The organism is Mesorhizobium sp. M0761 (assembly GCF_040320205.1).
Taxonomy (GTDB): domain Bacteria; phylum Pseudomonadota; class Alphaproteobacteria; order Rhizobiales; family Rhizobiaceae; genus Mesorhizobium.
Genome location: NZ_JAMYPF010000002.1, coordinates 296,969 through 321,114 on the forward strand (window position 1 = coordinate 296,969; position 24,146 = coordinate 321,114).

Genomic DNA, 24,146 nt, shown 5'->3' on the forward strand with positions numbered 1-24,146 from the left:
ACGGCTGCGCGGCAGCCGTCCAGGAGCAGGAGAGACCCATCATGCACATCCAGTTTGCCGAATTGCCGGTGTTCGACCAGGACCGCGCCAAGGCCTTCTACACCGGACATCTTGCTTGCCAGGTGGCGGAGGACCAGCTGATGGGCGACAGCGGCTGGCGCTGGATCGAGCTGACATTTCCCGGCGCCGTCACCAATTTGCATTTCGTCAAACGCCCCGATGACACGCCGGGCACTGAGCCCGTGCTGGTGCTCGTTGATGGCGATGTCGAGGCAACGGTCGCGGGCCTGAAGGCGCGCGGCGTCGAAATCATCACCGAGCCGCAGGAAGCGCCTTGGCAGCCGGGCCGCACGGTCGCCGAATTCCGCGACAGCGAGGGCAACCGCATGGTTGTCGCCAGCAAATGATCGGACCCGGCGCAAAGCCGAACTTTGACATGAGAACAACAGGAGAGATGGACATGACCCCCCAAACGTCGACGCTGAAAGTACCGGGCGCCAGCCTCTATTATGAGATGCGCGGTTCCGGCCCCGTACTGTTGATAATCCCCGGCGGACCGCAGGACGCCGGCGTCTTCGCCGATGTCGCGGGCCACCTCGCCGACCGCTACACGGTGGTCGCCTATGATCCGCGCGGCAATTCGCGCAGCACCTTCGACGGAGAGCCGCAAGAGCAGGACCTCGATGTCCATGGCGACGATGCCGCGCGATTGATCGAGGCGCTTGGCGCCGGACCGGCCTATGTGTTCGGCACCAGCGGCGGCGCCCAGATCGGGCTCAACCTCGCCGCCCGCCATCCCGGCCGGGTTCGTGCACTGGTGGCGCATGAGCCGCCCAGCATGATGCTGCTCGACGACCCGTCGCCGTCACTGGCCGGCATGCGCGACCTGCACGACACCTATCGCAGCCAGGGTGTCGAGGCGGCGATGCAGAAATTCTTCAGCGAGAACAGCCTGTCGGAAGGGCCGGGTCAGGATGAAGCCGGGCCGCAGGACGGACCGCCTTCGTTCGAACCGTCGCCCGAGGAGGCCGAGACCTTTGCCAGGGTCAGCGGCAATTTCGAATACTGGCTGGCGCATGGCGTCATGCCGCTGTCGCTCTACCGTCCTGATATCGGGGCGCTGCGCGGCCGCCCGGTCGTGGTCGGCATCGGCGAAGAGTCCATCGGCCAGCCGATCGACGGCATGGGCAAGGCGCTGGCCGACAGGCTCGGCAGCAAGCGCGCCGCCTTCCCCGGCGACCATATGGGCTTTGCGCCCTATCCCGATCGCTTCGCCGAGACCTTGCACCTGACGCTCAGAGGCGCGTGAGATCGTCAGTCCAATAGGAAAGGAGCGTCCGCATGCACAATGCCCTTCTCCCATGAAATTACCGGCTAAGATTGGTGTATCAGACGGCCTCCCAGCCTTCCTTGGCACCGGCGCGGAAGATGGCGTCGATGACCTTCTGGTTGAGTACGGACTCCTCCAGCGTGAAGATACGCTCCTTGCCGCCCTGTGCCGCCCTGGCAAACGTCTCGACCTCGCGCCGGTACTGTTGCGTGCCGGGAAAGCGGAACACCTGCGCCTCGGTGTGGTTCTGGTTGTGCAATTCGATGCGGTGATGGTCGTAGAGCCCGGCATTGAACGGCGAGAACACCTCGATGAAACCCTTCTCGCCGTGGAACACCATCACCTGCCGCGCCGCCATCTGCGTCGACAGATAGAAGGACAGTTCGAAATCGCCGAAATCGGCGCGGATCGAGGAATAGATGTCGGTGCCGAATTTCTTGTCGCGCTCGATCGTCGCCTGCACGCGCAGCGGCTCCTTGCCGCTCGAAAACCGCGTCGACACCGTCGGATAGACGCCGATATCAGGCAGCGCGCCGCCGCCGAGATCGAGCTGGTTGCGCATGTTGGTGGGATCGACATTGTAATAGGAGAAGGCGCCCTGCACATGGCGCAGCCGGCCGATGGCGCCATCGGCGATGAGATCGCGCACCTTGATCCATTGCGGGTGGTAGATGACCATGAAGGCCTCGCAGACCAGCACCTTCTTGCTGTCGCGCAGCTTGATCAGCGGCGCGATGTCCTTGGCGTCGAGCGCCAGCGGCTTCTCCACCAGCACATGTTTTCCCGCTTCGATGGCCTTGGCCGTCCATTCGACATGCTGCGAGGTCGGCAGCGGGATGTAGACGCCGTCGACGTCTTTCGAAGCGAGCAGCTCCTCATACGAACCAAAGGCATGCCTGGCGCCGAACCGCTCGCCCAGGGCCTCGGCCTTCGACAGGTCGCGGCTGGCGATCGCGGACAAAACGCCATTCTCGGCCTCGACGATTGCCGGCAACAATTGCTCGCGGCCGATCTTGGCCGTCGACAAAACACCCCATCGGAACATCAGGCTTCTCCTATCGATTTACAGGCGAAGAGGTTTGCCCGAAATTGCGGGAAAAGCCAATGCGGATCGCTGGTCCTGCTAGCCTCGCTTGCCCGTCAGCGTCATGTCGAAATCGACAATATTCGAATAGATCGGCGTGCCGACACCCATGCCGTAGCGGGAGCGCAGCACCTTGCCGGTGACGTGGAATTTAATGACGCCACCCTTCAGCCCGCCGAGCTCGGCAGTGAACTTTTCCGCAAACGTCTTGCCGCGCGCCGTCAGCCGGCCGCTGACCAGCGCCGTGGTGTCGCTGGTTCGGGTTACGCTGGTCGAGCGGAACTGGATTTCGGGGCTGTTGGCCACGTCGAACACCGCATCGGAGCGCAGGAAGGCGTCGATGCGGCCCTGGCCGGTGCCAACGCTTTCGGGATAGATGGTGAAGTTGACCGCGGAACGGCCGACATCGCTGTTGTCGATGCGGATAGAGCCCTTGAAGCGGCCAAAGGCGCCGTCGAGGCCGCCGCCACCGACCTTGCCGATGGAGAAGCGAATGCTGGAGCTGGCCGGGTTGACCGTGTAGCTGCCGGCGGCGTCGCCGAGGTCCACAGCGGCGGAGACAGGCATGGCAAGGCAAGCGGCAACAGCCGCCAATCCGAAGATGCGCGCATACATGGGTTTTGTCCTTCTGGGGCAGGCGAAGTGTTGCGCCCTCACTCAATGAACGAATGCGCGGCGCTCGCTATTCCATGTCCTGATCTGACGAAGGCGTGATCATGCGCGTGAGCACGCTGTCGCGCAGCCAGAAATGATGCCGCAGCGCCGCCAGCGCATGCAGCGCAACCAAGGCAATGCCGGCATAGGCGAGATACCAGTGTGCTACCGCCCAGAAGTTTTCCGCCTCGTCGGACACGCCGAGCGGCAGGTTCGGCATCACGAAAAGGTTGAACGGCATGCTGGGGATCTCCAGCATCGACACCGAAACCAGTGCCCAGCCGGACAGCGGCAGCGCGAGCTGGAAGCCATAAAGCGCCAGATGCGCCAGCGGCGCCGTCCGACGCTCCAGGCCTCCGACCGAGGCCGGCAAGGCCGGGGCCGCATTGCCGAGCCGCCAGGCAATGCGCAGGATAAGGAGGCCGAGCAGCAGGAAGCCGAAGGATTTGTGCAGCTGGATCAGCTCGAAGGCGGTGCGCTGGCTGGTCAACCGCACCATGATGAAGCCGAGCATGAACTGGCCGATGAACAGGATGCCGATCAGCCAGTGGAGGACGATCGCCGCCCAGCCGTAGCGGGTTGAGTTGTTGGTGATGGATGCCGGCATGGTTGGTGAACGAATGGCAGATGGGCTTTCTTCCACCCTCCCCCTTGTGGGGAGGGTCGGCGCGAAGCGACGGGGTGGGGGTGTCGCCCTACGAAGACCCCCACCCCGATCCGCTACGCGGATCGGCCCTCCCCACAAGGGGGAGGGTGGCTAACCACTCACCTTGAAGAAATCCACAAACGCCCGCAGCGCCGGGCGCATCTGGCGGCGGCTGGGGTAGTAGACGAAGAAGCCGTCGAAGGGCGGACACCAGTCTTCCAGCACGTGGATCAAGCGGCCGTCAGCGAGCGGTGCGCGCACATAATCGTCGAAGACGAAGGCGAGCCCTGCGCCGTCGACCGCTGCCTGGGCGATCAGATGGTCTTCGTCGAGGATCAGCGGCCCTTGCGCCGCGATCTCGATCTCTTCGCCATCCTTCTCGAATTCCCAGCGGTAAAGAATGCCGCTGGAAAAACGGAAGCGGATGCAGCGGTGGTCGGCAAGATCGCGCGGATGACGGGGTCTTGGCATGGTCGCGAAATAGGATGGCGCGCCGACCACGGCGCCGCGAAGGTCCGGTCCGATGCGCACCGCGATCATGTCGCGCTGCAGGCTCTCACCGAGCCGCACGCCGGCATCGAAGCCGCCTTCGACGACGTCGGTGAAGCGATCCTCGATGACGATTTCCAGCACGATGTCGGGATAGGCCGCGGCAAAGCCGCCGAGCCTGGGCGTCAATGCCAGGTGGGCCGCGGTGCGCGGCACGGTCAGCCGCAGGTTGCCGGCCGGCCGGTCGCGCGCCTCAATCGCCGTTTCCAGCGCCAGATCGATCTCGGACAGCGCCGGCCGCAGCCGTTCGAGCAACTGCGCGCCCTCTTCCGTTGGCGCTACGCTGCGGGTGCTGCGCGCCAAAAGCCGCACGCCGAGCCGCGCCTCCAGGCTGGACACGGCATGGCTCACTGCCGAGGGCGCGATGGCCAGTTCGCGCGCCGCGCCACGAAAACTGCCGCATTGGGCGACTGTCGCCAGTACAGCCAGTTGAGAAAGATGCGCTCGGTTCATTGCTCTATTTTATAGAACAGCCCGTGCGAATGACAGCCGATTATCGAACGTAAAGCCAGGCGCTATCTCCCTTTCATCGCAACAAGGAGACGCGCCATGAAAACCCGCAAACTTGGTACTGAACTCGAAGTCTTCCCCGTCGGCCTCGGCTGCATGGGCATGAGCTTCGCCTATGGCGGTCAGGCAGAGGTTGACGCAATCGCCACGCTGCGCCGCGCTGTCGAGATCGGCGTGACGTTTTTCGACACCGCCGAAGTCTATGGTCCCTTTGAGAACGAGATCCTTCTCGGCAAGGCGTTGAAGCCGGTGCGCGACAAGGTGACGATCGCGACCAAATTCGGCTTCAAGATCTCCGAGGAAGGCTCAGGCCTCGAACGCATGGTCGGCGTCGACAGCCGCCCGGAGCACGTCAAGGCGGTGGCGGAAGCCTCGCTGAAGCGGCTCGATGCCGATGTCATCGACCTCTACTACCAGCACCGCGTCGATCCCAACGTGCCGATCGAGGACACGGTCGGCGCCATGGCGGAACTGGTGCGCGACGGCAAGGTGCGGGCGCTGGGCCTGTCGGAGGTCAGTGCCGCCACCATCCGCCGGGCGCACGCCGTGCATCCGATCGCTGCCGTGCAGAGTGAGTACTCGCTTTGGAGCCGCGACCCTGAAGACGAAGTGTTCGATGTCTGCCGCGAACTCGGCATCGGCTTCGTCCCCTACAGCCCGCTCGGTCGCGGCCTGCTCACCGGCACCATCGCCAAGCCCGAGGCCCTCAGCGACGACGACTGGCGCCGGACCTTGCCGCGTTTCCAGGCCGACGCCATGGCCGCTAATGCCAAGGTCGTTGCGACGCTGGAAAAGCTGGCGGTGGAAAAAGGCGTCACCTCGGCCCAGCTGGCGCTGGCCTGGGTGCTGCACCAGGGCGACTTCATCGTGCCGATCCCCGGCGCAAGAAAGATACGCCATCTCGAGCAGAACACGGCGGCGGTCGGGATCGAGCTGAGCGCGGCTGAGGTCGCGGCGATCGGCGATGCGCTGTCGCCGGACAAGGTGGTGGGTAAGCGCTATACGGAGGAGCTGTTGGCGCTGGTGAATGGGTGAACAAGCGGGGGAGCTTGGCGCCCTGAGAAGTCAGCGCGCGGCACCCCCCTCTGTCCTGCCGGACATCTCCCCCGCAAGGGGGGAGATCGGCTGTCGTCGCTGTTTTCGCCAATCACCAACGTTGCAGAAAGTGCGCCAACGATGAAGCTGCCAATCTCCCTCCTTGCGGGGGAGATGGCCGGCAGGCCAGAGGGGGGTGCCTCGCGCCGCCATTTCGTATTACCAAGGCACCACCGTAATCTCCGGCCAGCACGCCTTCGCCCTCGCCCCCTTGGCCTCATGCGTGCGCCTGTTATCCATCAGCCGGTTGGGCGTGATGCGAAACGCGAAGAGGTCATCCAGCCCGAACGGCGCCACGACCTCAAGCTGCCCATCGGCATCGTATCGCACCCCGACCGCATGCGTCTTCGAGGCGAAATAGCTCACCGACTCGCTGGAACTCGTATAGCGCGGGCAGGGCTGGCCGAATTTCTGCGGATACCACAGATGCACCCGTGCCTGGTTGCGCACCTCGGCCGGCAGAGCCAGCCCCTCGAAATGCTGCGCGGCTCGACGGATGACCGCGTCCTCGGCCTCGTAGGACAGGTCGCTGTCATCGAAGTAGAAGAGATCGACATCCTTGATGCCGTAGCCCGGCGGCTTGCCGGTCAGGTGGTTCCAGACGCTGTTGTAGAGCGCGCCGGACACCACCAGCCAGTCCGGCAACGCCAGCGTGCGGGCCCGCTCCAGCGCGTCGCTGACGAGCGCATCCGCCAACACCATGGCGAGAAACGCTTCGCGCTGGGCTTCGAACGGCAGACCGGAATAGCGCAGATGGTCCATCGCCCTTTGGAGAGCGATTCGCAAGTGCCGGCAATCCTCAGAAGCAATTCCAGGAAAAGTGTGTAGCGGTTTTACTGGGAAAGCGCGCCGCGCTTTCCCTAAGACGCGCTTTCCCTAAGAATTGCGTGAAGTCGAAATACGTAGGGCGGCGTTAGCCGCTCTACGTTCTCAGCATGCCGCCCGTTTGCTTGCCAACATTGTCGACGATGCGCTTGGCCAGCGCCTCGAAATCCTCGTCGGTGAGCGTCTTTTCAACCGGCTGGATAGATACTTCGATGGCAACCGACTTCTTGGCGGTCCCGAGAGATGCCCCCTCGAACACATCGAACACCGAAACGCCGGTGACCAGCTTCTTGTCGGCGGCGAGCGCCGCGCGCACCAGCGCGCCGGCCTCCACCGTCTTGTCGACGACGAAAGCAAAGTCGCGCTTCACCGCCTGGAAGGCGGACAGCTCCAGCTTTGGCTTGGTTTTCGTCGGCTTGGCCTTCGGCTCGGGCACGGCGTCGATATAGACCTCGAAACCGCAGATCGGTCCGGAAACGTCCAACCCCTCCAGCGTCTTCGGGTGGAACTCGCCGAAGGTGCCGAGCACTGTCTTCGGGCCGAGCTTGATCGTGCCGGAGCGGCCGGGATGATACCAGGCCGGACCGCCTGGCTCGATCTGCAGCCTGTCGACCGGCGCGCCGCAGGCTTCCAGCGCTGCAATCGCGTCGGCTTTGGCGTCGAACACGCCGACCGGACCGGAATTGCCGGCCCAACTGCGGCCGGAACCGTCGAGCTTGGCGGTGCCGCGGCGCACACCGGCGGCAACGCGCCGCTGCTGGTCGGGGCCGTCGCCCTCATAGGTACCGGAGACCTCGAACAGCGCGACATCGCCGATCCCCTTGTCGGCATTGCGCTGCGCGGCGACGATCAGGCCGGGCAACAACGAGGGCCGCATGTCGGACATGTCGGCTGCAATGGGATTGGCGAGCTTCAGCGCCGTCTGGCCGCCGCCGAACAGTTCGGCGTGTTTGGCCGGGATGAACGACCAGGTGAGAACCTCCAGCATGCCCCGCACGGCGAGCGAGCGCTTGGCAGTGCGGGTGCGAACCTGCACCGTCGTCAGTATCTTGGAGTTGACCGCGTCATGCGCGCCGAGCGGCTGCGGCGCGATGTTGTCGACGCCGTGGATGCGCATCACTTCCTCGACCAGGTCGGCCTTGCCGTCGACGTCAGGACGCCAGGACGGCACAGCGACATCGACGACGTCGCCCGAGCCTGACGGCTTGAAGCCGAGGCGGGTCAGGATGTCGAGGCTTTCCGCCTTCGGCACCTCGATGCCGGTCAGCCGCTTCACTTCCGAGATCGGGAAGGAAACGATCTTCGGCTTGTAGCCGGCATAGCCGACCACCTCCGTCTCGGTCGGCTCTCCGCCGCAGAACTCCAGCACCAGCTTTGTCGCCAGCTCGACGCCGGGCACCATGAATTCCGGGTCGACGCCACGCTCGAAACGGTAACGGGCATCGGTGATGATGCCGAGCGTACGGCCGGTGCGGGCCGTGGTGATCGGATCCCAAAGAGCGGATTCGATCAGCACGTCCGTGGTGTTCTCGTCACAGCCGGAATGCTCGCCGCCCATGACACCGGCGATCGATTCGACGCCATTGTCGTCGGCGATCACGCACATCTGCGGCGTCAGCGTGTATTCGCGCCCGTCGAGCGCCAGCACCTTCTCGCCGTCGCGTGCGCGGCGCACGACGAGATTGCCGGCGACCTTCTTGGCATCGAACACATGCAGCGGCCGGCCACGGTCGAAGGTGACGTAGTTGGTGATGTCGACCAGCGCGCTGATCGGGCGCAAGCCGATGGCGATCAGCCTTTGCTGCAGCCATTTCGGCGACGGCCCGTTCTTCACGCCTTTCACCAGGCGCAGCGCGAAACCGGGGCAGAGCTCCGGCGCCTCGATGGTCACCTTGACCGGCGTTTCACCTTTGCCAAGGACCGCTTCGACCGGCGCGGTCTTGAGCCGGCCAAGCCCGCTTGCCGCCAGGTCCCGGGCGACGCCGTAAATGCTGGTCGCATCCGGCCGGTTCGGCGTCAGATTGATCTCGATCACCGGATCGTCGAGATGCGCGTAAGCCGCGAAGCTGGTGCCGACAGGCGCATCGGCCGGCAGGTCGATAATGCCATTGTGCTCATCCGACAGCTCCAGCTCGCGCTCGGAACACATCATGCCATGGCTCTCGACGCCGCGGATCTTGCCGACGGTCAGCGTCACGTCGATACCGGGCACATAGGCGCCGGGCGCGGCGAAGGCGCCGATCAGGCCGGCGCGGGCATTCGGCGCACCGCACACCACCTGGACAGGGGCTGCGCCATTGCCGGTGTCGACGGTCAGCACCCGCAGCCGGTCGGCGTCGGGATGCTGCACCGCCGTCAGCACCTTGGCGATGACGAACGGCTTCAGGCCGGCCTTGTCGTCGACATGCTCGACTTCGAGGCCGATCGAGGTCAGCCTCTCGACGATCTCGTCGAGCGTGGCGTCGGTGTCGAGATGATCCTTGAGCCAGGAAAGGGTGAGTTTCATCACTATGTTCCGTTTTGTCTGTACCCGCCCGGACCTTGTCCATCGGGTCTGGGCACGCTTGTCTTCAAATGGCGCGGCAAGTCGTCGGGCATATGCACGAAGGGCAGCTGCTCGCGCACATAGGCATGGTGCGTCGGCCGGAAATAGGCCGGCATGTCCATGGCGCCCAGCATGAAATAGATGTGGTCTTCCAGCCGCTCGTCGACATAGGCGATAGGCGAGCCGCAAATGCCGCAGAACGAGCGCGTCACCGGCCCGTTCTCGTACATCTTCAGCGCCTTGCCGGTGAAAGCCACCTGCTCGGTCAGGAAGCCGACAAAGGCCGACACCGGCGCGCCGCTGGCGCGCCGGCAATCGCCGCAATGGCAATAGCTGATATGGTGCGGTTCGACTGATGCCTCGAACCGTACCGCGCCGCAGCGGCAGCCACCCGTGTGCGGCGCCGTCATGCGGAAAGACCTCCGAACAGCGTCGGCATGTCGAGCGGCCTGAAACCGTAATGCGACAGCCAGCGGACATCGGCGTCGAAGAAGGCGCGCAGGTCCGGCATGCCGTATTTCAGCATGGCGATGCGGTCGATGCCCATGCCCCAGGCAAAGCCCTGATATTCGTCGGGATCGAGCCCGCCGGCGCGCAGCACATTGGGGTGCACCATGCCGCAGCCGAGGATCTCCATCCAGTCCGAGCCTTCGCCGAATCGCACTTCGCCGGGCCGCGAGCGGTCGCACTGGATGTCGACCTCGAGGCTGGGCTCGGTGAACGGGAAGAAGGACGGCCGGAAGCGCATCTTGACCTGCGGCACCTCGAAGAAAGCCTTGCAGAATTCTTCCAGCACCCACTTCATGTTGGCGACATTGGCCGATTTGTCGATCACCAGCCCCTCGACCTGATGGAACATCGGCGAGTGGGTAGCGTCGGAATCCTGGCGGTAGGTCTTGCCGGGAATGACGATGCGGATCGGCGGCTTCTGCTTCTCCATGGTGCGGATCTGGACCGGCGAGGTGTGGGTGCGCAACAGCTTGCGCTCGCCCTTTTCGTCCGGCTGGAAAAAGAAGGTATCGTGCATCTCGCGCGCCGGATGCCCTTCGGGGAAATTCAGCGCGGTGAAATTGTAATAGTCGCTCTCGACATCGGGACCTTCTGCGATGGCAAAGCCGAGATCGCCGAAGATCGCCGCGATCTCGTCGATGACCTGGCTGATCGGATGGATGCGGCCGCGCTCGGCCGGCGATTGCCGCACCGGCAGCGTCACGTCGACCGTCTCGGCGGCGAGGCGCGCAGTGACAGCAACATCCTTCAGCTCGGCCTTGCGTGTCGTCAGCGCTTCGGTGACGCGGTTCTTCAGGCCGTTGATCGCGGGGCCCTTGACCTGGCGCTCCTCGGCGCTCATCGCGCCCAGTGTCTTCAGCAATTCCGAGATCGACCCCTTCTTGCCGAGAGCCGCGACGCGCACGGCTTCGATAGCAGCCTCATCGGCGGCCGACGCGACGTCGGCAAGCAGGGAGTTTTCGAGAGTATCCAAGCCGGTAGCTATGTCGTTCACGGTCAAACTCGCTGTGTTGGGAGTCAACTTTGAGGTGAAAGTCACTTTCAAGTTGAAAGTTCAGCCATAAGAAAAACCCGCGCCAGCCGTGCCAGCGCGGGTTCCCCAATCAGAATTGCGAATGCTGGGAAGCGCTGGGCTCGGAGCCCGATCCCGAAAAGTTGCAGACTTTTCGGAAAGATCGCGCTCCTCGCTAAATTTCCCTGAGCATGATGTTGTCCAAAAAGTCAGCAACTTTTTGGCATCATGCTCTAGGCGACAGCGCTTTCAAAAGCATTCGGGGTGGTGTTCTTCAGATATTCGAGCGCGACCTTGGCCTTGGCCACGAGTGCGGCGAACGCCTGCGGTTCATGGATGGCCATGTCGGACAGGATCTTGCGATCGATCTCGATACCGGACTTGTTGAGGCCGTCGATGAAGCGGCCATAGGTCAGGCCATGCTCGTGCGTCGCGGCGTTGATGCGCTGGATCCACAGCGCGCGGAACGAGCGCTTGCGGTTCTTGCGGTCGCGATACGCATACTGCATCGACTTTTCGACCGCCTGCTTGGCGATGCGAATGGTGTTCTTGCGGCGGCCGTAGAAGCCTTTCGCGGCTTTCAGGACCTTCTTGTGCTTGGCGTGCGAGGTGACGCCTCTTTTTACGCGTGCCATGTCATGATCTCCTTAAACGCTGTTCCTGAAACCGAATGCTCAGAGGCCGTTCGGCAGAAAATTCTTGATGACCTTCTTGCCATCCGGTTCAGCCAGAACCATCGTGCCGCGGGCATTTCGAATGAACTTGTTGGAACGCTTGATCATGCCGTGACGCTTGCCGGCCGCAGCCGACAGGACTTTACCCGTACCTGTGATCTTGAACCGCTTCTTGGCGGCCGATTTGGTCTTCATCTTGGGCATTTTGCTACTCCGTATTGGTGGCGCACAATCGCGCTTCTTGTTCGCTTCGGGCGGACCAAAAGCCCGAAAAGCAAATGAAACCGCCACGGCATGCCCTGCCGGGCGGTTTTCTTGGAACGGCGGTCCTATACGTCAAAGCGGGCTGGCGCGCAACACCCGAGCGGCTGCGACGCTCTGTCCGCGATCAGGGCAGCCTGAACAGCACCGGGAGTATGCCCGATTGCTGGGCGCCATCGATGGTCTCGAACACCGGCAACGCCACCAGAAACACCAGCCCGTCGAGCAAGGTGGTCAGCAAGAGGCGCGGCTTGAAGCTGCCGGTGTCGCCTTCCTGGTAGAGCGACAGCTGGGGGAAGAAACGCGGCACCCGCGCCAGATAGGCTGTGTAGGGCGCGCCGAGAACCTCCTTGAGATACCGTTCCTCGCGCAGGATGACGATGTGGAAGGCGCCGGCGCACAACAGCGCAAACAGGACGATGCCGGAGAACGAGCCGATCTGCGCCCCGACGCCGGCGGCGGCAACGGTCGAGAACACGTAGAGAGGATTGCGGGTGATCGAATAGGGTCCGCCGGTGACCACTTCGGAGGATTTGCGCCCCCCGATATAGAGTGTCGACCACAAACGGCCGACGACGCCAAGGAAGATCAGCAGCACGCCGACCATCTCGATCGTTTCATGCACCGGGGTATCGGGCGGGAAGGTCGACTGGCCGAACAGCAGTGCCGCAAACAGCACCACCACCAGCACCGCAAGCACCATGCGGCGCATGTGCTGGTAGCCGCCCAGCTCCTTGATGGGCGCAGGGTTGATTTCATTGGCCATGTCGGGAATCCGATCGTCGAGAAGCTTTGCCGGCGATCGCGGCGTCTGGGCAGGAGAATAGGCGTCCCGCCGATCGCCGGGACGCCATGAGACAGGATTCAGGCGGATTTAGAGCGCAATGCCCGAACTGATCTAGCGCGGGGCCAGCACCATCATCATCTGGCGGCCTTCCAGCTTCGGCTCGGCTTCGACCTTGGCGATGGTAGCCGTCTCCTCGCGCACCTTGTTCAGGAGCTGCATGCCGAGTTCCATATGCGCCATCTCGCGGCCGCGGAAGCGCAGCGTCAGCTTGACCTTGTCGCCTTCCTCGAAGAAGCGCCGCACGGCCTTCATCTTGGTTTCGTAGTCATGGCTGTCGATGTTCGGGCGCATCTTGATCTCCTTGATCTCGATGACCTTCTGGTTCTTGCGCGCCTCGGCCGCCTTCTTCTGGTTGGCGTATTTCAATTTGCCGAGATCGAGAATTTTGACGACAGGCGGCACCGCATTGGGCGAGATCTCGACCAGATCGAGCCCTGCCTCTTCGGCGAGCAGCAATGCGTCGTTGATGGAAATATCGCCGCGGTTCTGGCCATCGGCGTCGATCAGTTGGACCCGGGGAACCCGGATATCACGGTTTGAGCGCGGGCCATCCTTGGTGGGCGCCGCTGCTTTGAAAGGTCTGCGAATGGTCGTGGTCTCCTTGGCCGTTTCGTTCAGGGTTTCAATCTAAAAATGTTCGGGACGCGCCAATGTGGTGAGCGCGCGGGCGGAGTCAATAGCACAGCGCTGACAGAAAATCACCCTGATCGCAGGCCTGCACCAAACAAAGGATGTCGCGAGCACTTTCCGCCTCGCCTGTGCCTGTGTCAAAAGACCGGCGAGTAAAATCAGGCTCCCACAATCAGCCCCCAGAACCAGGATTGATCCACAGCCATGACCGCGACCACCCCAACCCTGCTGGATGTCGACGGCATCGATATCGCGGTTCGCCATTCCTCGGGCGCAACGCCCGGCGTCGTCTGGCTCGGCGGCTACAAATCCGACATGCTGGGCACGAAGGCGCAGACGCTGTCGGATTGGGCGGCCAGGGAAGGCCGCGCATATCTGCGCCACGACTATTCCGGCCATGGCGAATCCGGCGGCGCCTTTGCCGACGGCACCATCTCGAAATGGCTTGGCGAGAGCCTCGCCGTCTTCCGGCGTTTCACCGAGGACAGGCAGGTCCTGGTCGGCTCATCGATCGGCGCCTGGATCGCGCTGCGCATGGTGCAGGAAATGCGCAAGGCGGGCGACAGCAATGTGGTTGGCCTGGTGCTGCTCGCGCCGGCGCCGGATTTCACCGCCGAGCTGGTCGAGCCGGCTCTGACGGAGGAACAGAGGCGCGACCTCCGGGAGAAAGGCTTTTTCGAAGAACCTTCGGACTATTCCGCCGAGCCTTACATCTACACAAGCGCGCTGATCGAGGACGGCAGGGCGAACCGGGTCATGACCGGGCCGATCGATACCCATTGCCCCGTCCACATCCTGCAGGGTCTGGCCGACGCCGACGTGCCGGCAAGCCATGCGCTGAAGCTGGTCTCGCTGCTGCCAGCCGACGACGTCACCTTGTCGCTCATTCCCGACGGCGACCACCGCCTGTCGCGGCCGCAGGATCTCGACATGCTGCTGAGGGCGGTGGGCGACATGGTTCAGCGGGCGGGGTAGGCAAGAATGCGCATTTCCATCCCGATATCCGCCTTTGTCGCGGCAATCGTCGGCTTCGGCGGCACGCTCGCCGTCGTCATTGCCGCCGCCAAGGCGGTTGGCGCCACCCAGGCCGAGACCGCGAGCTGGGTGACAGCAGTGTGCGTGGCGATGGCGATCGAATGCCTGTGGCTGTCCTGGCGCACGAAAATGCCCATCATCACCGCCTGGTCGACACCAGGCCTGGCGCTGATGGCGGCATCGAGCGGCTTTACCATGGCCGATGCGGTCGGCGCCTTCATCGTCACCGGCCTAATGTTGATCGCCACCGGCCTGTTCAAGCCGCTGACCCAGCTTATATCAAGGATACCGACGTCGGTCGCGTCCGGCATGCTGGCCGGCATCGTCGTCACCTTCGCGCTCAATGCCGTCAAGACCATTCCGGTCGACCCCTGGTTGATCCTGCCGCTGATCGCGGCCTTCTTCGTCATTCGCCTGTTCAACCCGGCGCTGTCGGTGCTGGCGGTGCTGATCGGCGGCGGCATCGCCGCCTTCCTGACAGGCCGCGTCGGCGGACTGCCGGCGCCGGAACTGTCGACGCTGACGCTGATTGCCCCGCATTTCAGCGCCGCAGCTGTCATCGGCCTGGCGCTGCCGCTCTACCTCGTCACCATGGCGTCGCAGAACCTGTCGGGTCTCGCCGTCTTGCGCGCCGCCGGCTATCACCCCGAACCCGGCCCGCTGATCGGCGTCACCGGCCTGTTCTCGCTGCTGTCGGCGCCGTTTGGCGGCTCGACCACCAATCTGGCCGCGATCTCTGCGGCGATCTGCACCGGGCCGGACGTCCATCCCGACCCGGCCGAGCGCTGGAAGACCGGACCCTTCTATGCACTTGCCTATCTGATCTTCGCGGTTTTCGGCGCCTCGCTGGTGGCGATCTTCGCAGTGCTGCCGCAAAGCCTGATCGTGCTGGTGGCCGGCCTGGCGTTGATGGGGTCGCTGGCCAACGCGCTGGCGATCGCGCTCAAGGACGAGGACCAGCGCATGGCGGCTACTGTCACCTTCGTTGTCACCGCGTCGGGGCTGACTTTGTTCGGCGTTGGCGCCGCCTTCTGGGGCTTGGTCGCCGGCCTGGTCGTGCTTTTCCTCGAAGCGGTCAAAAAGCGATAATCAATTCAGGACCTTGTCCGGTTTTGGCGGACGTTGTCTTGAATCGCCGTTTTTCTCATCCCATTTCGAATCCACGCAGCCGCTCTTGGCTGTCTCCAACCGAAGGAATGGGAGAAAATGAACACATCCGCATTGATCCGCCCGGCCTGGACGCCGGCGACCATCGCGCTGATGGTGATCGGCTTCATGGTGTTCTGGCCGCTTGGCTTCGCCATGCTCGCCTACATCATCTGGGGCGACCGGCTTGACGGCTTCAAGCGCGACGTCAACCGGGCCACCGACGGCATCTTCGCCGGCTGCCGTCGCGGTTCCGACAAGGCCGCGCGCTGGGGCCACGGTTCGGCCCGCACCGGCAATGTCGCTTTCGACGACTGGCGCGAGAAGGAACTCGAACGCCTCGCCGAAGAGCGTCGCAAGCTCGATGAGATGCTGAGCGAGTTCGACGAGTACGCCCGCGAATTGCGCCGCGCCAAGGACCAGGACGAGTTCGACCGCTTCATGGCCAACCGCAACAAGTCGACAGCGCCTGCGAAGACAGGCTCGGCCGAAACGGCCAAGCCCGCGACGCCCAAGCGCAAGGGCCCGAACCTGCTTGACGACTGAGGCTGCGCGCATGACCCCGAAAATCGAAACCGATTTTCGGAAAGGTTCATGCGCCGAATTAGAGTGCTACAGCGTCCTTTGCGCGTCAGAGACGCGCGGCGCTCTAAGACAGGCCTTGGCATGATGGACGGCGTCGCGCGAGCGGCGCCGTTTCTTTTTTGTTCTGGTCGTTTTCCTCGAATCGCGTATCGTTCAGCCATGTCCTTCGGCTTTTTCCGCAACCTGACCAAACCAAAACCCTCGCCTGTCGAAGAGCGAGAGCACGTCGTTGCCGGCCGCACACTGCCGCTCAGGATCGTCGAGAGCGCCCGCGCACGGCGGCTGACGCTGCGCATCGATTCCGGCGGCCAGGGGCTGCGCATCACCGTGCCGCCGGGCCTGCGCCGCGGCGAGGTGGAGAAATTCCTTCACCGCCACCAGGACTGGCTGGAGCAGCGGCTGGCCAAGGTCCCGACCCGGCCGCAAGTGCGCCCCGGCATCAAGATCCCGATACGCGGCGTCGCGCATCGCATCGTCCACGAACCGTCGAAACGCGGAACCGTCACCGTGTCGCGCGACGAGCGCGGTCCGCTGCTGATCGTCCATGGCGAGCGCATACATTTGCCGCGCCGCATCGCCGATTTCCTCAAGCGCGAGGCCAAGAAGGACATCGAGAAGCTGGTGGTCAAGCATACCGAGGCCATCGGCAAGCGCGCGAAGGCGATCCGCTTCAAGGACACGTCGAGCCGCTGGGGCTCCTGCACCTCCGACGGCAATCTGTCCTTCTCCTGGCGCATCATGATGGCGCCGACGCCGGTGATAAACTACCTGGTCGCGCATGAAGTGGCGCATCTCAAGGAGATGAACCACGGCCCGAAATTCTGGAAACTGTGCGAACACCTCTGCCCCGACACCGACCGTTGCAAGGACTGGCTGAAGCGCAATGGCGGCGCGCTGCAGGCGATCGTGTTCGATTAGCCTTCGCCGGCGGCGCGCTTAGTCATCATTGGCCGCATTAAGCTCTTCAGGCCGCAGCCCTTCGTCGCCATGGCGCGGCCATGGCAGGAAATTCTGCTCGAACGCATCGCTGCCGAAATAATCCAGGACCCGGTGCGCTTCCGCCCCGTCGAAGGCGGCCTTTTGCATCAGATGGGCGATGACGTCGCGCGCTTGCGCGATCTTCTGCCTGAGTTCGGCTATGCTCTGGTCGGCCATTCGTCTGCTCCGCCTTGCTTCTCCCATCAATAGGTAGCGCCTTTGGCGTTGCCGGCAAACAGCATGCTTTTTCTCGACTCTTGGCCGGTTTCGTGCCAATCCCCGCGCCATGGCGCTCGATATCAAGATCTGCGGATTGAAGACCGATGAAGCAATGGCCGCGGCATTGGCCGGCGGCGCCAGCCATGTCGGCTTCATCTTCTTTGCCAGGAGCCCGCGCTATGTCGAGCCTGCGGCAGCCGGCCGCCTGCGCCAGGCGGCAATCGGCAAGGCCCTGGCGGTTGCCGTGACGGTCGATGCCGATGACGCCTTCCTGGACGAGATCGTCGAAAAGATGCGACCCGACATGCTGCAACTGCACGGCACGGAGACGCCCGAGCGGGTGGCCGAGGTGAAAGCCCGCTACGGCTTGCCTGTCATGAAGGTGTTCTCCGTCAATGAGGCTGCCGATCTCGAGCGGCTAAAGCCGTTCATCGGCGTTGCCGATCGCTTCATGTTCGATGCCAAGCCACCAAAGGGCTCGCAACTTCCGGGCGGCAATGGCGTCGCCTTTGACTGGCGCATCCTGGCCGGCCTTGACGCCGGGCTCGATTACATGCTTTCCGGTGGGCTCAACGCCGCCAATATCGGCGACGCCCTGATATCAGCCAATCCGCCCGCGATAGACATTTCGTCGGGGGTGGAAAGCGGCCCGGGCGTCAAGGATCCGGCGCTGATCGAGCAGTTCTTCCGGGCCGTCAGGGCCGCGCGCGACGACCGCGCTGCCTGAGGCACTTCTTTCGAACCCGAGCATGTTCCGGAGAAGTGGGAACCGGTTTTCCGATAAGACATGCTCAGAACCAAGACCAGGAGATCGGCGATGAACAAGCCGGCGACACCCAATTCCTTCCGCACGGGACCCGACGAACAGGGCATGTTCGGCATCTTCGGGGGCCGCTTCGTGGCCGAGACGCTGATGCCGCTGATCCTCGACCTCGAGCGGCACTGGAACGAGGTCAAGGACGATCCGGACTTCAAGGCTGAGTTGACCAACCTCTCGACCCACTATGCCGGGCGGCCGTCAAAGCTGTATTTCGCCGAAGGCCTGACCAAACATCTTCGTGAGGTTTCCTCGGCGAAGGGCCTCGGGGGCGGCGCCAAGGTCTATTTCAAGCGCGAGGACCTGAACCACACCGGTTCGCACAAGATCAACAATTGCCTCGGTCAGATTCTGCTCGCCAAGCGCATGGGCAAGAAGCGCATCATCGCCGAGACGGGCGCCGGCCAGCACGGCGTGGCGGCGGCCACAGTCGCGGCGCGCTTCGGCTTTCCCTGCGTGGTCTATATGGGCGCCACCGACGTCGCCCGCCAAAGCCCCAACGTCTTCCGCATGAAGCTGCTCGGCGCCGAAGTGCGGCCGGTCACCGCCGGCCACGGCACGCTGAAGGACGCCATGAACGAGGCGTTGCGCGACTGGGTCACCAATGTCGAGGACACTTATTACCTGATCGGCACTGCCGCCGGCCCGCATCCCTATCCGGAGCTGGTGCGCGACTTCCAGTCGGTGATCGGCATCGAGGCGCGCGCCCAGATCCTCGAACAGGAAGGCCGGCTGCCCGACACCATCATCGCGGCTGTCGGCGGCGGCTCCAACGCCATCGGCCTGTTCCATCCTTTCCTCGACGACAGGCAAGTCCGCATCATCGGCATCGAAGCTGGCGGCCGCGGCCTCGACGGCATCGAGCATTGCGCCTCGATGAATGCCGGCGCGCCAGGCGTCCTGCACGGCAACCGCACCTATCTCCTGCAGAACGCCGATGGCCAGATCCTCGACGGCCATTCGATCTCGGCCGGCCTCGACTATCCGGGCGTCGGCCCCGAACATTCCTGGCTGCGCGATTCCGGCCGCGTCGAATATGTGCCGATCCTCGACGACGAGGCGCTGGAGGCCTTCAAGCTGACGACGCGCGTCGAAGGCATCATCCCGGCGCTGGAATCCGCCCACGCCATCGCGCATGCGGTGAAGATCGTGCCTGATATGGACAAGGACCAGATCGTCATCGTCAACCTGTCGGGACGCGGCGACAAGGATGTGCACACAGTGGCCTCGATGCTGGGCATGGAGATCTGATCATGGTGACCCGCATCGACCGCCGCATGGCAAAACTGAAAGCCGAGGGCCGCCCGGCGCTCGTCACCTATTTCATGAGCGGCGACCCCGACTATGACACCGCTTTGTCGATCATGAAGGCGCTGCCGAAGGCCGGCGCCGACATCATTGAAATGGGCATGCCGTTTTCCGATCCGATGGCCGATGGACCGGCGATCCAGGCCGCGGGCCTGCGCGCGCTGAAAGGGGGCCAGACGCTGGTCAAGACGCTGAAGACGGCGGCTGATTTCCGCGCCACCGACAATGAAACGCCGATCGTGCTGATGGGCTACTACAACCCGATCTACATCTACGGTGTCGATCGCTTCCTCAAGGACGCGATTGCCAGCGGCATTGACGGGCTGATCGTCGTCGACCTGCCACCGGAGATGGACGAAGAACTCTGCATTCCGGCGCTGAAGGCCGGCATCAACTTCATCCGCCTGGCAACGCCGACCACCGACGACAAGCGCCTGCCCAAGGTGCTGCAGAATACGTCGGGCTTCGTCTATTACGTGTCGATGACCGGCATCACCGGCTCGGCTTTGGCCGACACCGGCAAGGTTGCCGCCGCGGTCAAGCGCATCAAGGGCCACACCAACTTGCCAGTCTGCGTCGGCTTCGGCGTCAAGACCGCCGAGCAGGCGCGCATTATCGGCGCCAATGCCGATGGCGTCGTCGTCGGCACCGCGATCGTCAACGCGGTCGCCAATGTGTTGGGACCGAAGGGCGAGAAGACCGCCGACCCGGCCGAGGCCGTCGCCACCCTGGTCAGCGGACTGTCTCAGGGCGTGCGTTCGGCCCGCCTTGCTGCTGCCGAATAGTTTCCCTACTTAGGCCTTGTGCAAGTCGTTATCCCAAAACCGGTTCCCACTTTTGGGCGACATGCACGAGCCAACTCTTCGTCAGGACAGGAGCCGAAGCGATGAACTGGATCACCAATTACGTTCGCCCGAGGATCAATTCGATGCTCGGTCGGCGCACCGACATGCCCGAGAATCTCTGGATCAAGGATCCCGAGACCGGCGAGATGGTGTTCCACAAGGACCTGGAATCCAACCAGTTCGTCATCCCGTCATCGGGCCATCACATGAAGATTTCGGCCAAGGAACGGCTGAAATTCTTCCTCGACGACGGCAAATACGAGCAGCTTGAGAACCCCAAGGTCGTGCAGGACCCGCTCAAGTTCCGCGACGAGAAGCGCTACACGGACCGGCTGAAGGACGCCAAGGCCAAGACCGGCCTGGAAGACGCCATCATCAACGCGCTGGGCACGGTCGAAGGTCTGCCGGTTGTGGTGACGGTGCAGGATTTCGCCTTCATGGGCGGCTCGCTCGGCATGGCCGCGGGTGAAGCTATTGTGCACGGTTTCGAGGTCGCCTTGCAGCGCAAGCGGCCGCTGATCCTGTTTGCCGCCTCCGGTGGCGCGCGCATGCAGGAAGGCATTCTGTCCCTGATGCAGTTACCGCGCACCACGATCGGCGTCGACCGGCTGAAGGAAGCCGGCCTGCCATACATCGTCGTCTTGACCAACCCGACCACCGGCGGCGTTACCGCCTCCTACGCCATGCTGGGAGACGTCCACATTGCCGAGCCCGGCGCGCTGATCGGCTTTGCCGGCCCGCGCGTCATCGAGCAGACCATCCGGGAGAAACTGCCGGACGGTTTCCAGCGCTCCGAATATCTGATGGAGCACGGCATGGTCGATATGGTGGTGTCGCGGCTGGAACTGCGCGAGACGATTTCACGGCTGTTGAAAATCCTGCTCAAACTGCCGCAGGAGCAAAAGCCGCTGGAGCCGGAAATCCTGCCGCCGTCGGTCATCCCGACGGAAGCCCGCCCGCAAGCCTGACGCGACATTTCTGGCCGCAAACCGCGATTGCGTGCACCTGCGCGCATGCGTAGGATTCGCTCATGACAACGCTTGCCGCAGATCGTGAAATCGAAGCCCTGATGGCGCTGCATCCGAAAGGCTTCGACCTTTCGCTCGACCGCATCACAAGGCTGCTCGAACGCCTCGGCAATCCGCAGGAGCGGCTGCCGCCGGTCATCCATATCGCCGGCACCAACGGTAAGGGCTCGTGCGCGGCCTTTTCGCGCGCGCTGCTCGAAGCCGGCGGCCACCTTGTCCATGTCCACACTTCGCCGCATCTGGTGAACTGGGCCGAGCGCTACCGGCTGGCGGCCGAGGGCGGCGGCCGGCTGGTCGACGACGAGACCTTCGCCGAGGCCATCGCCCGCGTCGCCCGGGCCAATGCCGGCCAGAAGATCACCGTCTTCGAAATCCTAACCGCCGTCACCTTCATCCTGTTTTCCGAGCATCCGGCTGCCGCCGCCATCATCGAGGTCGGCCTTGGCGGCCGCTTCGACGCCACCAATGTCGTTGCCCGGCCGGCGGTGTCGGTGATCATGCCGGTGTCGATGGATCACGAAGCCTATCTCGGCGACCGGGTCGAACTGATCGCCGCCGAAAAGGCCGGCATCATGAAGCGCGGCTGCCCGGTGGTCATCGGCGCGCAGGAGAGCGAGACGGCGCTGCAAGTGCTGATCGAAACCGCCGAGCGGCTGGATTGCCCGACCTTCGTCTACGGCCAGGATTTTCTCGCCTTCGAGGAAAACGGCCGCATGGTCTATCAGGATGAGGACGGGCTGATGGACCTGCCGCCACCGCGCCTGCCCGGGCGCCACCAGTTCGCCAATGCGGCGGCAGCGATTGCCGCCGTCAAGGCCACCGGTTTCGAAATCAGTCATCGCGCCACTGAGAAGGCGATGGCGAGCGTCGCATGGCCGGGCCGCATGCAGAAACTGGTACAGGGCCGGCTGATGGAGCTGGCGCCCAAGGGCGCCGACATCTGGCTCGACGGCGGCCACAATCCGGGCGCCGGCATGGTCATTGCCGAGGCGCTGGCCGAGCAGGAGGAAAAGAACCCGCGGCCGCTGTTTCTGATCTCCGGCATGATCAACACCAAGGACCAGAGCGGCTACTTCCACGCCTTCAAGGGCCTGGCTCGGCACGTCTACACCGTGCCGGTGAGCATGAGCGATGCCGGCGTGCCGAATGACGAGCTGGCGGTGCGGGCGACCGAAGCCGGCCTCACGGCCGAACCGGTCAGTTCCGTCGCCAGTGCGCTGATGCTGCTGCGCGACACCTGGGACGGGCCGGCGCCACGCATCCTGATCGGGGGGTCGTTATATCTCGCCGGCGCGGTGCTGGCCGAAAACGGCACGCCGCCAACCTGAAGCCATTTCACTGCGAGGAGCCCATCATGATCAAGGTCAAGCAACTCGCCCATGTCTGCATCTTCGCGCATGATCTGGAGGCGACGCGAAGCTTCTACCGCGACGTGCTTGGCCTCGACACGCAGTTCAATTTCCTGCGCGACGACAAGGTCTTCGGCTTCTACCTCAATTGCGGCGGCCGCAGCCATGTCGAGGTGTTCCAGAAGGACGGCACTGCATACAGCGAGCAGAACCAGATCAACCATTTCTGCCTGGAAGTCGAAGATCTCGACGCGGCGATCGCCCATATCAAATCGAAGGGCATCGACGTCACCGCCAAGAAGCACGCCTGCGACGACACTTTTCAGGCCTGGATCCGCGACCCCAACGGCGTGAAGATCGAGCTGTTCGAATACACCGCAAAAAGCGCGCAATTTACCGGAGGCGACCGCATCGCCGACTGGTAGTATTTTGGCCCGGGGAATCTATCGGGCGGTTGCCCCTCGGGCAGAAGCCCCGATATGCTTGGCCAAGCATGGAGGCAAGCTCGAATGGTTGTGAAGTGTCTTGTTACCGTCGACAACGACCCGCCGGAGGAGCTGATATTTGAATATGCTCCGCGGGTCGGCGATCATGTGATGTTACCGGGAGCCATCGAGCCACCGCACCCAATTGTTCGAGTGGCCCACAGACCGACGCGCCCAATGATGCATCCGGCCAGCCCAGTGTCGCGTATTTCGTAAGCCGAGAGACGTTTCTCTATCGTGTGTATACGGGCGCTATAGAGGGATATGGGCAGGTCCTGAAGCCCGCGACCGGACGGAAGCCCGGCAAGCCTAGGCAGGCCAAAAAAACCGTGGCTCAAACTAAATAGACATCGGCGGCCGCGGCACCAGTCTGAGGCCTATTTCAGCTCGATCTCGATGAAGGCGTATTCGCCGTCATTGGCGCTGATGACGTCGTGCTCGACGCCTTCCTTGCGGAAGTAGGGCGCGCCCTTCTTCATTTCAGCAAAACTCTCGCCGTCCTTGGTCACCAGCTTCACCTTGCCGTCCATCAGCGGCACCACGACGTAGTCATGGCGATGCCGGTGCCAGCCGGTGTTGTCGCCGGGCTGGAAGCGGTATTCGGTGACGATGACGCGCTCATTGTCGATGAAGACGGTGGCCTTGGCGGATCCGGTCATTCTGTTTCTCCCTGTCCTGCCTCAAGCAGATGACATGGAGTGCGCCGATGCGAGGGCCAGAGGCGGCCGGGCGATGACGCCAAAGAAAAAGCCCGGCGCGAGGGCCGGGCTTCGATCTCGGGAACTAATGCAGGTCGCCCAAAAGTGGTCCCGGTTTTGGGAGGACGACATGCATCAAAACAAAGCCAGATCAGGCGAGGCTGCCATTGATCCAGTGCGACAGCGCGGTCTTCGGCGCGGCGCCGACCTTCATGTCGGCGACTTCGCCGCCCTTGAAGATCATCAGCGTCGGGATCGAGCGCACGCCGAATTGGGCGGCAAGCTCGGGGTTCTCGTCGATGTTCAGCTTGGCGATCTTGATCTTGTCGCCGAGTTCGTTGGCGATCTCTTCCAGCGACGGACCGATCATCTTGCAGGGGCCGCACCATTCGGCCCAGAAATCCACGACGACGGGCTGCGAGGCGTTGAGCACATCGGCCTGGAAATTGCTCTTGTCGACCTTGACGGTGGCCATACGAAA

Annotated in this window: 28 protein-coding genes; 13 read left to right on the plus strand and 15 right to left on the minus strand. The window is 63.5% G+C overall.

The features are described from left to right. Window positions 1–41 precede the first annotated feature (41 nt). Entirely contained in the window at window positions 42–407 is a 366-nt protein-coding gene (locus NKI32_RS04360; RefSeq protein ID WP_023672270.1) for a VOC family protein, read from the plus strand. Window positions 408–460: 53 nt separating this feature from the next. After that, entirely contained in the window at window positions 461–1,309 is an 849-nt protein-coding gene (locus NKI32_RS04365; RefSeq protein WP_353002035.1) for an alpha/beta fold hydrolase, read from the plus strand. A gap of 79 nt (window positions 1,310–1,388) precedes the next feature. On the opposite strand, the gene NKI32_RS04370 is transcribed toward NKI32_RS04365, so the two are convergent. From NKI32_RS04370 to NKI32_RS04385, 4 genes are all read right to left on the minus strand, one after another. Next, entirely contained in the window at window positions 1,389–2,375 is a 987-nt protein-coding gene (locus tag NKI32_RS04370) for a Gfo/Idh/MocA family protein (protein ID WP_023819907.1), read from the minus strand. A 78-nt stretch (window positions 2,376–2,453) separates the two neighbouring features. Next, a complete protein-coding gene (locus NKI32_RS04375) occupies window positions 2,454–3,029 on the minus strand; it encodes a YceI family protein (RefSeq protein ID WP_353002037.1) in 576 nt (191 codons plus the stop codon). A 67-nt stretch (window positions 3,030–3,096) separates the two neighbouring features. After that, complete coding sequence (locus tag NKI32_RS04380) at window positions 3,097–3,675, minus strand: cytochrome b (protein WP_352862073.1); 579 nt, start codon at window positions 3,673–3,675, stop codon at window positions 3,097–3,099. A 150-nt stretch (window positions 3,676–3,825) separates the two neighbouring features. Beyond that, on the minus strand, window positions 3,826–4,716 hold the full coding sequence (locus tag NKI32_RS04385; protein ID WP_023828832.1) for a LysR family transcriptional regulator: 891 nt from the start codon (window positions 4,714–4,716) through the stop codon (window positions 3,826–3,828). A gap of 96 nt (window positions 4,717–4,812) precedes the next feature. On the opposite strand from NKI32_RS04385, the gene NKI32_RS04390 reads away from it, so the two are divergent. Beyond that, complete coding sequence (locus tag NKI32_RS04390) at window positions 4,813–5,808, plus strand: aldo/keto reductase (RefSeq protein ID WP_353002039.1); 996 nt, start codon at window positions 4,813–4,815, stop codon at window positions 5,806–5,808. A 219-nt stretch (window positions 5,809–6,027) separates the two neighbouring features. Here the strand turns inward: NKI32_RS04390 and NKI32_RS04395 are convergent, their stop codons facing one another. The 8 genes from NKI32_RS04395 to infC all read right to left on the minus strand — a co-directional run bounded on the left by NKI32_RS04395 (window position 6,028) and on the right by infC (window position 13,130). After that, on the minus strand, window positions 6,028–6,630 hold the full coding sequence (locus NKI32_RS04395) for a nucleotidyltransferase family protein (RefSeq protein ID WP_023725578.1): 603 nt from the start codon (window positions 6,628–6,630) through the stop codon (window positions 6,028–6,030). 160 nt (window positions 6,631–6,790) lie between these two features. Continuing rightward, window positions 6,791–9,199: a phenylalanine--tRNA ligase subunit beta gene (gene pheT / locus NKI32_RS04400; RefSeq protein ID WP_353002041.1), complete on the minus strand. Its 2,409-nt coding sequence runs from the start codon at window positions 9,197–9,199 to the stop codon at window positions 6,791–6,793. 2 nt (window positions 9,200–9,201) lie between these two features. After that, window positions 9,202–9,648, minus strand: coding sequence for a GFA family protein (locus NKI32_RS04405; protein WP_023696009.1), 447 nt, complete (start codon window positions 9,646–9,648; stop codon window positions 9,202–9,204). Then, window positions 9,645–10,742 (minus strand): phenylalanine--tRNA ligase subunit alpha, encoded by a 1,098-nt coding sequence (gene pheS, locus NKI32_RS04410; protein WP_023696008.1) that lies wholly within the window; start codon window positions 10,740–10,742, stop codon window positions 9,645–9,647. The genes NKI32_RS04405 and pheS overlap by 4 nt, the downstream gene beginning before the upstream one ends. A 251-nt stretch (window positions 10,743–10,993) precedes the next feature. Continuing rightward, complete coding sequence (gene rplT, locus NKI32_RS04415; protein WP_023672281.1) at window positions 10,994–11,395, minus strand: 50S ribosomal protein L20; 402 nt, start codon at window positions 11,393–11,395, stop codon at window positions 10,994–10,996. A 39-nt stretch (window positions 11,396–11,434) separates the two neighbouring features. Next, complete coding sequence (gene rpmI, locus NKI32_RS04420; protein WP_006201248.1) at window positions 11,435–11,638, minus strand: 50S ribosomal protein L35; 204 nt, start codon at window positions 11,636–11,638, stop codon at window positions 11,435–11,437. A gap of 184 nt (window positions 11,639–11,822) precedes the next feature. Then, on the minus strand, window positions 11,823–12,461 hold the full coding sequence (locus NKI32_RS04425) for a methyltransferase family protein (RefSeq protein WP_023681388.1): 639 nt from the start codon (window positions 12,459–12,461) through the stop codon (window positions 11,823–11,825). A 132-nt stretch (window positions 12,462–12,593) separates the two neighbouring features. After that, window positions 12,594–13,130 carry a translation initiation factor IF-3 gene (infC, locus tag NKI32_RS04430; RefSeq protein WP_023744911.1) on the minus strand — a complete coding sequence of 179 codons (537 nt, stop codon included), beginning with the start codon at window positions 13,128–13,130 and terminating at the stop codon, window positions 12,594–12,596. A 246-nt stretch (window positions 13,131–13,376) separates the two neighbouring features. Between infC and NKI32_RS04435 the strand changes: the two genes are divergently transcribed. The 4 genes from NKI32_RS04435 to NKI32_RS04450 all read left to right on the plus strand — a co-directional run bounded on the left by NKI32_RS04435 (window position 13,377) and on the right by NKI32_RS04450 (window position 16,856). After that, a complete protein-coding gene (locus tag NKI32_RS04435) occupies window positions 13,377–14,147 on the plus strand; it encodes an alpha/beta hydrolase (RefSeq protein ID WP_353002043.1) in 771 nt (256 codons plus the stop codon). Window positions 14,148–14,153: 6 nt separating this feature from the next. Continuing rightward, window positions 14,154–15,296, plus strand: a complete 1,143-nt coding sequence (locus tag NKI32_RS04440; protein WP_023672285.1) for a benzoate/H(+) symporter BenE family transporter — start codon at window positions 14,154–14,156, stop codon at window positions 15,294–15,296. 117 nt (window positions 15,297–15,413) lie between these two features. Beyond that, window positions 15,414–15,899, plus strand: coding sequence for a DUF2852 domain-containing protein (locus tag NKI32_RS04445; RefSeq protein WP_023672286.1), 486 nt, complete (start codon window positions 15,414–15,416; stop codon window positions 15,897–15,899). Between the two features lie 198 nt (window positions 15,900–16,097). Then, window positions 16,098–16,856 carry a M48 family metallopeptidase gene (locus NKI32_RS04450; RefSeq protein WP_353002045.1) on the plus strand — a complete coding sequence of 253 codons (759 nt, stop codon included), beginning with the start codon at window positions 16,098–16,100 and terminating at the stop codon, window positions 16,854–16,856. An 18-nt stretch (window positions 16,857–16,874) separates the two neighbouring features. Here the strand turns inward: NKI32_RS04450 and NKI32_RS04455 are convergent, their stop codons facing one another. Next, window positions 16,875–17,093, minus strand: a complete 219-nt coding sequence (locus NKI32_RS04455; protein ID WP_023672288.1) for a hypothetical protein — start codon at window positions 17,091–17,093, stop codon at window positions 16,875–16,877. Between the two features lie 109 nt (window positions 17,094–17,202). Between NKI32_RS04455 and NKI32_RS04460 the strand changes: the two genes are divergently transcribed. The 6 genes from NKI32_RS04460 to NKI32_RS04485 all read left to right on the plus strand — a co-directional run bounded on the left by NKI32_RS04460 (window position 17,203) and on the right by NKI32_RS04485 (window position 22,907). Further along, entirely contained in the window at window positions 17,203–17,862 is a 660-nt protein-coding gene (locus tag NKI32_RS04460) for a phosphoribosylanthranilate isomerase (protein WP_353002047.1), read from the plus strand. A 90-nt stretch (window positions 17,863–17,952) separates the two neighbouring features. Beyond that, window positions 17,953–19,203, plus strand: a complete 1,251-nt coding sequence (gene trpB / locus NKI32_RS04465) for a tryptophan synthase subunit beta (protein ID WP_353002049.1) — start codon at window positions 17,953–17,955, stop codon at window positions 19,201–19,203. A 2-nt stretch (window positions 19,204–19,205) separates the two neighbouring features. After that, on the plus strand, window positions 19,206–20,045 hold the full coding sequence (trpA, locus tag NKI32_RS04470) for a tryptophan synthase subunit alpha (protein ID WP_023693067.1): 840 nt from the start codon (window positions 19,206–19,208) through the stop codon (window positions 20,043–20,045). 101 nt (window positions 20,046–20,146) lie between these two features. Further along, a complete protein-coding gene (accD, locus tag NKI32_RS04475; RefSeq protein ID WP_352811144.1) occupies window positions 20,147–21,073 on the plus strand; it encodes an acetyl-CoA carboxylase, carboxyltransferase subunit beta in 927 nt (308 codons plus the stop codon). A gap of 62 nt (window positions 21,074–21,135) precedes the next feature. Further along, window positions 21,136–22,461: a bifunctional folylpolyglutamate synthase/dihydrofolate synthase gene (locus NKI32_RS04480; protein ID WP_023672293.1), complete on the plus strand. Its 1,326-nt coding sequence runs from the start codon at window positions 21,136–21,138 to the stop codon at window positions 22,459–22,461. 26 nt (window positions 22,462–22,487) lie between these two features. Continuing rightward, window positions 22,488–22,907 carry a VOC family protein gene (locus NKI32_RS04485; protein ID WP_023681395.1) on the plus strand — a complete coding sequence of 140 codons (420 nt, stop codon included), beginning with the start codon at window positions 22,488–22,490 and terminating at the stop codon, window positions 22,905–22,907. A 437-nt stretch (window positions 22,908–23,344) separates the two neighbouring features. Here NKI32_RS04485 and NKI32_RS04490 read toward each other — a convergent pair whose 3' ends face one another. Both NKI32_RS04490 and trxA read right to left on the minus strand, forming a co-directional pair. Next, window positions 23,345–23,626, minus strand: coding sequence for a cupin domain-containing protein (locus NKI32_RS04490; protein WP_023672296.1), 282 nt, complete (start codon window positions 23,624–23,626; stop codon window positions 23,345–23,347). A 190-nt stretch (window positions 23,627–23,816) separates the two neighbouring features. Beyond that, window positions 23,817–24,140 (minus strand): thioredoxin, encoded by a 324-nt coding sequence (gene trxA / locus NKI32_RS04495; protein WP_023672297.1) that lies wholly within the window; start codon window positions 24,138–24,140, stop codon window positions 23,817–23,819. Window positions 24,141–24,146: the final 6 nt, after the last annotated feature.